General features: G+C 61.1%; 10 protein-coding genes. 5 read left to right on the forward strand and 5 right to left on the reverse strand.

The window, feature by feature from the left end; translation table 11 throughout:
* Positions 1-129 precede the first annotated feature (129 nt).
* Positions 130-654, forward strand: coding sequence for a hypothetical protein (locus tag VIO10_RS02935; protein WP_331959076.1), 525 nt, complete (start codon positions 130-132; stop codon positions 652-654).
* A 190-nt stretch (positions 655-844) separates the two neighbouring features.
* On the opposite strand, the gene VIO10_RS02940 is transcribed toward VIO10_RS02935, so the two are convergent.
* The 4 genes from VIO10_RS02940 to VIO10_RS02955 all read right to left on the reverse strand — a co-directional run bounded on the left by VIO10_RS02940 (position 845) and on the right by VIO10_RS02955 (position 4,385).
* On the reverse strand, positions 845-2,506 hold the full coding sequence (locus tag VIO10_RS02940) for a cbb3-type cytochrome c oxidase subunit I (RefSeq protein ID WP_331959079.1): 1,662 nt from the start codon (positions 2,504-2,506) through the stop codon (positions 845-847).
* A complete protein-coding gene (locus VIO10_RS02945; RefSeq protein WP_331959082.1) occupies positions 2,503-2,985 on the reverse strand; it encodes a cytochrome c oxidase subunit II in 483 nt (160 codons plus the stop codon). Before VIO10_RS02945 ends, VIO10_RS02940 begins: the two co-directional genes overlap by 4 nt.
* The gene (locus VIO10_RS02950; RefSeq protein WP_331959085.1) at positions 2,986-3,126 is read right to left on the reverse strand and encodes a hypothetical protein; all 141 of its coding nucleotides are present in this window, start codon (positions 3,124-3,126) and stop codon (positions 2,986-2,988) included.
* A gap of 470 nt (positions 3,127-3,596) precedes the next feature.
* Entirely contained in the window at positions 3,597-4,385 is a 789-nt protein-coding gene (locus VIO10_RS02955) for an IclR family transcriptional regulator (RefSeq protein WP_331959088.1), read from the reverse strand.
* A 182-nt stretch (positions 4,386-4,567) separates the two neighbouring features.
* On the opposite strand from VIO10_RS02955, the gene VIO10_RS02960 reads away from it, so the two are divergent.
* From VIO10_RS02960 to VIO10_RS02975, 4 genes are all read left to right on the forward strand, one after another.
* Positions 4,568-4,894 carry a hypothetical protein gene (locus tag VIO10_RS02960; RefSeq protein ID WP_331959091.1) on the forward strand — a complete coding sequence of 109 codons (327 nt, stop codon included), beginning with the start codon at positions 4,568-4,570 and terminating at the stop codon, positions 4,892-4,894.
* On the forward strand, positions 4,884-5,999 hold the full coding sequence (locus VIO10_RS02965) for an aldo/keto reductase (protein ID WP_331959094.1): 1,116 nt from the start codon (positions 4,884-4,886) through the stop codon (positions 5,997-5,999). The genes VIO10_RS02960 and VIO10_RS02965 overlap by 11 nt, the downstream gene beginning before the upstream one ends.
* Before the next feature lie 105 nt (positions 6,000-6,104).
* Complete coding sequence (locus VIO10_RS02970; RefSeq protein WP_331959097.1) at positions 6,105-7,157, forward strand: lysylphosphatidylglycerol synthase domain-containing protein; 1,053 nt, start codon at positions 6,105-6,107, stop codon at positions 7,155-7,157.
* Positions 7,154-7,972, forward strand: coding sequence for a DUF4412 domain-containing protein (locus VIO10_RS02975; RefSeq protein WP_331959100.1), 819 nt, complete (start codon positions 7,154-7,156; stop codon positions 7,970-7,972). The genes VIO10_RS02970 and VIO10_RS02975 overlap by 4 nt, the downstream gene beginning before the upstream one ends.
* A gap of 177 nt (positions 7,973-8,149) precedes the next feature.
* On the opposite strand, the gene VIO10_RS02980 is transcribed toward VIO10_RS02975, so the two are convergent.
* Positions 8,150-10,255 carry a (Fe-S)-binding protein gene (locus VIO10_RS02980; RefSeq protein ID WP_331959103.1) on the reverse strand — a complete coding sequence of 702 codons (2,106 nt, stop codon included), beginning with the start codon at positions 10,253-10,255 and terminating at the stop codon, positions 8,150-8,152.
* Positions 10,256-10,502: the final 247 nt, after the last annotated feature.

The raw sequence follows: 10,502 nt of genomic DNA on the forward strand, positions 1-10,502 counted from the left end.
TCGGTCTTTGCCCCGGCCTCGTGTTCGCGCAGCACCCCGATGATCTGCTCCTCGCTGAAGCGACTCCCTTTCATTGTCCGTCTCCTTTTCAGGCGACGGACTCTACCTCATTTCGGCTGAGTTTTCGGGGTGCAGGCCACGTGGGAAGAACCAGAGAAGGAATGGCCCGTTTACGGTATTAACAACAAGGAAGGAGTTTTCTTTTCACACCTGCAAAAGGGTGATGAGTTCAACGCCCCCTACAAGCGCATCCGCAGGAATTGGTTCTTCCACAATCCCACCCGTTCTTCCGTCGGTTCGCTCGGCATTGTGCCGGAAGTGCCCGAAGACGCCATAACCAGCCCGGAGTATCAGGTGTGGCGGTTACGCCCCGGCAGTACGTGGGAGCCGGAATTTGTCGCTGCACTCGTGCGAACGGCTTGGTTTGTGAAGCTCGTGCAAGTCCACCGGGTTGGAGCCGTAAAGCAGCGGCTCTACGTCGAGAATTTGCTGGCTATGCCAATGCCCGCCGTATCAAAAGTAATCCGACATGACGCCGCTGAACAAAGGCAAGCCGCTTTGCTAAAACTCGATCGTGCGAGACGCGCGGCAGAGATCGTAAAAGTTGAAGTCGAAGCCTTGATACTAGGCACTAAGAAAGTGAGTGAACTATGAGCCGTGGCGCAAGGGCGGGGTCTGCGGGCGGATTACTCGTTGGAGGCGAGGCGACGGGACAGTTCGCGGCGGCGGCGAGCTGGCTCGGCGTGATTTCGGCAATTCGGGGTCGCTCGGCTTTGTTCGGGATGACACAAAGATTAAGAAGCAGACGGGGAAGCTAAAGGCCGGAGCTTTGGCAGCGACAGTATTAAGGATAGAGCATGCCCGGGGTTGTCAGGCGGAGCGGGAAGTGTTCGAGGATGAAGGGGCCATAGACCGCGATTACGAGGACGACTGAAGCGAGAACCCAGTAACTGAACCGATCAAGCCGCGGCTGCCATCCGATGGTGGACGGCGCCTGGACCGTCGCGGTGAACGGAAGGTCGCGCTGCGAGGTCCTTTTGCCGGCAACTATCGTCATCACAACGATGAGAAAGAACAGCATCGCGCTGGCGAACATCAGCGTTCCGCCGACCCCCGTCATGATTCCCGGAATCTTCCACGCCGCCACGGCGTAGGTGGCATGCGCCATAAAGGTGCGCCGCGGCATTCCCTCGATGCCTGCCGCCATCAGGGCGTTCGAGAAAATCATCACTCCGAAGAAATACAAAAACCCCTGGAACAGTGCGAGGCGCGGCGACCATAGCTCGCGCCGCTCGAAATACGGTATCAGCCAGTATGCAATTCCCATGTAGGAGAGGGCCACCGCGCAGCCGACGGTGAGATGAAAATGGCCCGGCAGAAACGCGGTGTTGTGGATCTCCATGTTCATGGTGTAGCTGCCGTTCATCAGGCCGGAGATGCCGCCGAGCAGGAATGCGATCATCGCCAGTACCTGCGCCGCCACCGAGGGATCGCTCCATGGAATCCTGAAGAACCATCCGACGAGCCCGCTCCCGCCACGACGGCGTCCCCCGACCTCGAGCGCGTACATCACCGAGAACGCGGTCATCAGGCTTGGGAAGAAAATCGCGAAGGTCAGGGCCGCGACGGTGAAGTTCAGTCCCTGCGATACTCCCGGGTCGACGAACTGATGATGAAAGCCGACCGGGATCAGCAGGATAAATAGTATGAAGGCCACCCGCGTCAGGCTGTCGCTGAACAGCACGCCGCCGGCCTGTTTGGGAATCAGTCCGTACCATGAAACGTAAACCGGCAATAGCCAGAAGTACACGATCGGATGCCCGGTGAACCAGAACAGCGTGCGATCGAGCATCGGATCGGTGCCCGGCAGCAATCCCAGCGACCATGGCAGCAGGAACGCCACGATCTCTACGGCCATGCCGACCGATGCGATATCCCACATCACATAGGTCGCGATCGACATGAAGGCGAGCAGCGGCACTCGCTCGCCCGGATGATCCTTGCGCCATCCGCGCAGCGCCGCAAATTGAGCCGCCGAGGTCAGCCACGTGCTTACCACCACCAACGCGAGGCCCAGGTAGAACGTCCAGTCGGCTTCCAGCGGCGGATAAAAGGTGTACAGGACTGAAGCCTTGCCGGCGAGCATCGCATACGACGCCATCAAGGAGCCTATGACAAGCGTCCACAACGCCGAATGGAGCAGCGCATTATTGAGCTTGCGCCCGAGCCCTCGCGCGGTAGTCAGCGCGATGAAGCCGTTGGCGAACGCAGTGGTGAGCACCAGCGCGTTGAACACGCCATGAATCGTCAGCCCCTGGTAGTAGGATGTTACGACCGGATAGTACTTGACGACATCTATTTGCGCGTAACTGAGCGCCTGGCCCAGTCCCAGGATCACGCCGACCGCAAGCACCGCGAATCCGAAGTAGATGTTCCATTTGATAACGTTCAACTGGCCCTGCGGCAGCACGAAGCCGGACGGTTCCGAAACGACAGCCGTACTCATTTGACCACCACCTTTCCGGACATCGTGTGATGCAGGCGGCCACAGTACTCGTGGCATATCAGCAAGTATTCGCCGGGTTTGGCAAAGCGGTAGGTGAATTCGGAAATCTGCCCGGGGATGAGCATCATGTTGACTCGCGTGCCGACGATGAAAAATCCGTGGATTACGTCAAGCGAGGTTGCGACGAACTTCACCTCGGCGCCGGCCGGAAGGTCGATCTCATCGGGAGTGAAGGTCCAGGTTTTCGCGATCACCACCGCCCGGTATTTTCCCGGCGCGATTTCCTGCACGCCTTTGTGATCGAACGGCGGCGTTTTGAGCAGTACCTTGCGAAGCTTCTGGCCGGCGTTGCAATAGATTGTCCCGCCATGCGAAGGCAAATAGACGCCCATCGCGACGCTACCGTAGCCGAGCGCGCACAGGAAAATCACCAGCACCGCGGCACACACTGCAAGAAAGGCCTTCTCGTACCGCTCCATTTATCTGTCCAGCAGCATCCAGAACATCACGGCCCAGCCCACGGCGAGCGCCAGCATGTACGTTCCTAATATGAAGATCGTGCCGGTAGGCGGAGGAAGGTCTTCTTCGGAGAATTCATCGCGCAATGGTTCGACTGCCATGCGGCCCCTCTCCTTTGGCTCCTCAAAACCTGAGCCGCGCGAACCCGGACCCCAAAGGGTCGCCCCACTGAGCGCGCGTCGTTCATGAGTTCGCGGTGTCATTCCTATCATGGACTGGGGTGAAATCAAATTCCAAATCGTTATATAGGAGAGAGGAAATAATGCGGCGGAGGCAGCGAGGTAAATTCCCACTCTCTTTCCCCCGAAAAACTTCTAACAGGCCGTCACGCCGCATCCCGCGGCAGGGGCCGCGCGCGACAACGGAGCGCGGTCGTTGGCACGACGGGCCAGTATTAAGACCCGTTGGCACGGGCGGCCAGTATTAAAAGATCCCGCGCGCGCGGGCTCTTCCATCGCGTAGTCGTGAAAAGACGCGCTGCGCAGATTTTCACGTCTTCTCACTGCGGGTGCAGGGGGCCGCAGCCCCTGCCCAAGGAGGTGTGGAACCCACGGTGGGTTCCATAAAAGAATCACTCGTTGTAGCCGAGGCGCCGCGACAGTTCGCGCCCGGCCTCGAGCAGGCTCGGCGCGATTTCGGCGGCGATTCGCTCCGCGCCGATCCGATAGGCCGGCCCGGCGACCGCGATCGATCCGACCACTGAGCGAGTGTAGTCGCGTATCGGCACCGCGACCGACGACACTTCTTCGATGAACTCGCCCGAATCCATCGCGTAACCGTCGCGCGCGACTGCTTCCAACTGCGCGAACAGGGCGGCGCGATCGACGATTGTCCGATCGGTGAAGCGCCGCAGCGTCTCGGGCAACGCCGACTTGAGCTGCTCTTCGGCGTCGAAGGCAAGATGCGCCTTGCCGGCCGCCGTACAATGAAGCGGCAGGGTAATTCCGATGGGCGGCGTGATCCGCACCGCGCGATCTTCGGCCTCGGCCGCTTCCAGCGGCACCACGCCGTCGCGCCGGACGATCGCGACGTAAGCGCTTTCACGGCATTTGCGGGCGACATCGGCCAGGATGGGGCGCGCTTGCCTCACCAGGCCCATATGATGAATGTAACGGCGTCCGAGATGCAGGCACTTGATGCCGAGGCGATAATTCTCGGTGGCCTTGTTTTGTTCGATGTAACCGCGCGCTTCGAGCGTCGCAAGGATTCGAAAGACGTTGTTCTTGTGCAGCTTGAGCCGCTTGGAAAGTTCAGTAACGCCGAGTTCATCGACCTCGCCGAAGAACTGTTCGAGCACATCGAACGCGTGGGCGACGGATTGGATGAGGTAGTTGGTTTTGTCGCGTCTGACCATCGGCATTTCGCTGTCGCGCCGGCCGTTCTCAAGGTTGGCGAAGCGCGGTTTGTAAAAGTGTTTTACTTTAGATGACGCGCTCGAAGCATGTCAACGATGCTGCTTAAATTCTCCCAAGCTTGCGCTAAGTAGCTGAAATTTAACGATAAAAGTAATCTGTCAACGGCGCCTCAAAACGCGATTTCACCATGTCCAGACAACTTCCCGCCGATTTCTTCAAGCGCATCGACGACGACGATGATGAGGTATTTTACTCGGCCGGGCGGCTCGTCGTTCATATCGACGATGCTGCAATCGCGAAGGTCGGCGGGATCGACGCGCAAATTCCGCCTCAGCGCGGCGCGTTCCTCGACCTGATGAGCAGCTTTATGGAGAGCGGCGCGTTTGAGAATATGGATTTCATCGACAGGAGCGCGCCGGCCGCGCCGCCGCCGGATCCGGTTTGGGCGATGGCCGGGGACAAGGCAACCGGCAACAGGCGCGACGGCGCGCGGGAGAAACGGCATGATGCTTAAGGGGCGCGCGACCGCCGAGGCTACGGCCGCATACGCGAGCCGGTTCCCGCAGCTGCCGGGAAATTTCCGGCCGGTGCTCGGGATGTCGGTTTCATCGATCGGAATCGGCACGTACCTGGGCAATCCCGACGACGAGACCGATCGGGCCTACGAAGCGGCGATCAAGGCCAGCCTTCGCGGCGGGATCAATCTGATCGATACCGCGGTGAATTACCGCTTCCAGCGCAGCGAACGGAATGTCGGCAAAGCGATTGGCGAGCTGGTCGCGGCGGGCGAAATCGCGCGCGAGCAGGTGGTCGTCGCGACCAAGGGTGGTTACATCACGTTCGACGGGGGCGTGCCGGCCAATCCGCGCGCGTGGTTCGAAGAACATTACGTGAAGACGGGAATCGTCGCGCCCGCCGATTTGGTTGACGGATCGCATTGCATGACGCCGAAGTACATCGGCACGATGCTGGAGTTGTCGCGCAAGAATCTCAATCTCGAGACGATCGACATCTATTACATCCACAATCCCGAGACGCAGCTCGAAGCCGTCGAGCGCAAAGAGTTCCTGGCGCGGATGGCGACGATTTTCGAGTTCCTGGAACGCGCGGCGGCCGACGGAAAGATCGGCGTGTACGGGACCGCGACGTGGAACGGCTACCGGGCGGCGCAAACGGAGCGCGGATGGCTCTCGCTCGACGAGCTGATGCGAATCGCGCGCGAGGTTGGCGGCGACGCGCATCATTTTCGCGCAATTCAGCTGCCGTACAATCTCGCGATGCCGGAGGCTGTCACGCGATCGAACCAAATCGTCAACGGCGGCAAGGCGATCGCGCTGGCGGCGGCGAAGGCGCTCGGAGTCGCGGTTTCGGCGAGCGCGACGCTGCTGCAGGGGCAGTTATCGCGCGGGCTGCCGCCAATCGTCGCGAATGTGCTGAGCGGCTTCGCCACCGATGCGCAGCGATCGATTCAGTTCACCCGCTCGACGCCGGGTGTGGACGTGGCGCTGGTAGGAATGAAGTCGGTCGATCACGTTCGCGACACGCTCGAGACGGCGCGCAAGCCGCCGGCGACGCTCGAGGAGTTGATGCGACTGTTCCAGCACGGCGAAGAACCGTAGGGCCGGGGGGAAGTGGGCGGGGCGGCGCCGGGTTGCGCAGGTGGGGCGCGACTGAAAGAATGCATCGGTTGCCGCCCCTCCATAAGAGGCGGCGTCCACCTGCCGATGCGCCGCGTCGAGACATACTTCATCGTTATAGCGATCGCGTTTTACGCCTGGTTCCTGACGCATTACGGGCCGGGGCAGGTGATCGGCTACGTGCGGATGGCGGGATGGGGTCTGGCGCTGACAATTTCGCTGGAGGTGCTGGCGCGGATCGCAAACACGTTCGGCTGGCGCGTCACGATTGAGGACTATCCTCCGAAGCTCAGGTTCATCGAGTTGTTTGCGGCGCGAATTGGCGGTGAGGCGATCGACTATGTGACGCCGTCGGCGCAGCTCGGGGGGCAGTTCGTGATGGCGGTGGATGTGCGCGAGAAACTGCGCATGCCGGTGGGGTTGGCGACGGTGATCGTCGCGTCGCTGGCCGAAGCGCTCGGGCAGATCGTGTTCATCGCGATCGCGCTGGTGATTTCGCTGCGCCTGATACCGGTATCCGCCAACCTCTACTGGTCGATCGTGGGCGGGTTTGCGCTGGCGCTGGCGCTGGCGGGGGCCTTCTTTTTCGTGCAGATGAAGCGGCCGTTTTCGCATCTGTGGCGTGCCGCGACCAAGTTCGATATCGCGCGAATCAACACCGGCGAAATCCGCGAGTCCGCCGAGGAAGCCGACGCGGTGCTGCTCGACTTTTACGCGCGCCATCGCACCCGGCTCGCAGCGTCGTGCCTGTGCTATGCCGCCGCGTGGAGTTTCGGGCCGCTCGAAATTTATATCCTGCTGCGGCTGCTGCATCAGCCGGCGTCGCTACAGACAGCGCTGCTGGTCGAGGCGGTTGGGCTGCTGATCGAACGCGCGACCTTTCTGATTCCAGCCAAGCTGGTAAGCCAGGAGGGTGGTAAGGCGCTGATTCTGGGGATGCTCGGTTACCCGCCGGGAATTGGCTTCGTGGTGGGGTTTCTGCGCCGAATCAAAGAAATGGTATGGGTGTTGTTCGGGCTGCTGAGCCTGATGATACATCGGATGGTCGTGCAGCAGCGCGGTGATATGACGGGCGCCGCCGCGGCAGGTCGCGACTCTGTGATGAAAATGCAACGAGCACAAGGAGAGCAATCGCTATGAGAAAATTAACCGCCCTGGTTGCGGGGATGACGCTCGCAATGACCGCGCTGCCCGCGGCCGCCGGAGTCGTCATCACGCAAAAGCAGCACGTGGTCAATGGGGCAAACACTCGCGACGCCGAACAAACCATTTCGGTGCAGGGCAACAAGCAGAAGATGGAGACCGAGCGTCACACGATCATCACTGACCTGGACAAAGGGGTGATGTACGTGATCGATCCAAAGGCGAAGAGCTACTTCGAGATCGAGTTTCCGCCCAAGGGGCAGATGGCGGCAATGATGGCGGCAAGCCAGAGCGCGGCGATGAACTTCAAGAAGGCCGGCACCACGCGCGAGATCGCAGGCTACAAGTGCACCGACTACAACGGCGGCGGGCACATGATGCAGGGCGACTACACGGTCAAGGAATGCTTCTCGACCGCTGCGCCTGGCGCCAAGGAGTTTTCGGCGTTCGAGAAAAATATGGCGGAAAAGCTCAAGCGCGCGGGCGCCGGTCCGACCAGCAGCGGCGAGATTCCAGGCGGAATGCCGCTCGCGACGGACTCGACGATGAAGATGGGGCACGTCTCGATGCCGGGGATGGCGCCGGAGCAGGCCGCCAAGATTAACGAGATGATGGCGAAACGTCCGCCGGTTGTGATCACCCAGATGGTCGAGAAGATCGAATCAAAGAAGTTGGCGGACGCCGATTTTGAGGTTCCCGCAGGCTTCACCAAGAAAGAACTGCCGGCCGGGCCGGGCATGGGCGCAATGAAGATGGCGCCAGGCAATATGAAAATGGCGCCGGCTGCGGGTGCGTCGCCGGCGGCGCATTGAGTCGCCCAAGCGGACTCGCGCGCGCATTCATGCTCTCGCCGCGAGTGAGTTGAACAAAAAGAGAGCGGGGTCCGCCGGGGCCCCGCTCTTCTTTTCGATCTAGCGCGAAAAACTACATCGTGGTTGGCGCGGATGCCTGCTGCCGCCGCCGGTGGCCGTTGCTCGCGCAGGCGCTATTCACTTGGTGATTGCGCCGGTGGATTCGGCGACCAGTTCCGCGAGATCGCGCACCCGCATGGTCTCTTCGAGCGAGCGCGACTTCACCGCGTCTTCGAGCATCGTCATGCAGAACGGGCATCCCACCGCGATGCACTCGGGCTTGGCCTCGTTCAATTGATCGAAGCGCTTCTCATTGATCCGCGTGCCCTCGTGTTCCTCCTTCCAGAAGCATCCACCGCCCGCGCCGCAGCAGAAGGTGCGATTCTTGGACTGTTCGACCTCGGCCACCTCGGCGCCGGGGATCGCGCCGAGCGCGCTTCGTGCGCCGTCCCATTTGCGATTGTGGCGCGCCATGTAACACGGGTCGTGATAGGTGATGCGCTGGTTGATCTCGCCGCGGGGCTTCAAACGTCCGGCCTGGATTAGTTCGTCGATAAACTCGGCTTCATGCACCACCGTATAGTTGCCGCCGAAGTCCGGATACTCATTCTTCAGGTTGTGATAGCAATGCGGGCATTGAGTGACTATTCGCCGCGGCTTGTAGCGATTGAGCGTCTCGACGTTCTGCGCGGCGACGGTAGCGTACAGGTATTCGTTGCCCAGGCGCCGGGCCGGGTCGCCGGTGCAGATCTCCTCGCGCCCGAGGATCGCAAACTTGACGCCGGCCTGTTTCATCAAGGCCGCGAACGACTTGCTTACGCGCTGGATGCGTTCGTCGTACGAGCCCGCGCATCCCACCCAATACAGCACGTCGATCTCTGACGGATCGTCGAGCGCGGCGATCTCGGGAATTTCAAGTCCATCCGCCCATTCGGCGCGCTTTTCCCGGGCAAGGCCCCACGGATTTCCCTGGTTCTCGATTCCCTTGAAGGCGCCCGTCAGTTCGGTCGGGAACCTCGACTCCATCAGCACGTCGTAGCGCCGCATGTCCACGATTCTTTGGATGTGCTCGATGCCGACCGGGCATCCCTCTTCGCACCATCCGCACGTCGTGCATGCCCACACCGCTTGTTCGGTCGCGACCTGCGTGATCATGTCGGGGCCGTTCCATGCGGGCGCTTCGGCGCCGCCGCCCTGCTTGCCGTTTGCCTTCGCCGCGAGCAGAAAGGGCGCCTTGTCGAGCAGATGCTCGCGCTGTTCGATCACCAAAAACTTGGGATTGAGCGTTTTGCCGGTGTTGACGGTGGGGCAGTTGATCGTGCAGCGGCCGCACTCGAGGCACGCTCCCATGTCGAGGATTTGCTTCCACGTGTACTGCTCGACCTGCGAGACGCCGAAGGTCTCGGCGGTTTCGAAATCCTTGATCGGCGCCAGTCGTCCGCGCGGACCGAGGTTGCGCAAGAACAGATTCAGCGGGCCGAAGATCAAATGACGCAGCTTGGTGAACGGAAAGCAGAACAGCAGCGCGTACACGAACAGCACGTGCACCAGCCACAGCCATCGATGGTAAGTGGCGCCGGCGCCGAGCGCGCCCTCGATCCGGCCCACCACCCGTCCAACGTATGCCCATTCGATGAACGCCGGATGCGCCGCGTTGATCCGCGCGCCCTCGAGCATCAGGCCCGTGACCGCGGCCAGCACCATCATCGACATCGGGAACCAGTAGCCGAGCCGGTTCTCGAGATTGTCCCGGACTTTCTCCGCAGGCGGCTCATTGAGCACGCTGGGTTTGCGAACCGCGCGCCGCACACCTTCCATCAGCACGCCGAGGATCAGCAGAAGGAAGAAGGTGTCCATCGCAACTTTGAAGTAGAGATAGAAATCGCCGTAGAAGAAGTAGAGGTCAAGGCCGAACAGATCGAACAGATCGCGCACGTCGCTGTTGATCACCACGATCGTCGTGCCGATGAACAGGCCGACGAAGGCGACGTAGAACGCGTAATGCATCCATCCCCACGTCTCGCGAATCACGTTGCCCTGGCCCAACGAATCGCGCAGCGCGAGCAGCACGCGCTCGATTGGATGATCGAGGCGATCGTCGGACACGCCGAGCCTCACCAGCCGGTACCACCTGACCCCGGCGTAAATGAAGCCGGCGATCAGCAGCCCGAGCAGGGCGTACATCAGCACGATGAACGCAACGGGAATGTTCCAGAGGATTTGGCGGGTAACTTGCTCGTTCATTTGCGCTCCATGCGAAAGCCGGCGGCAAAGGCGCCTGTAACAGACTCTTAAATCAGACCATCGTGGCGGATTTCAATCCGCCGCAACCACTCAGGCGGTGCCGATTCGTCTTAACATCGGGTGCAGGGGTCACCCCTGGCCGTTGGCGACGGCAGCGCAGTATTAAGCCGTTATCAGGGGCCGCGCCCGCCAACGGCGGGCGGCCTTAATACCGAGTGCAGGGGTCACCCCTGCTTTCGCGTCTTCT

The sequence above is a fragment of the Candidatus Binatus sp. genome, from assembly GCF_036567905.1.
Taxonomy (GTDB): Bacteria; Desulfobacterota; Binatia; order Binatales; family Binataceae; genus Binatus.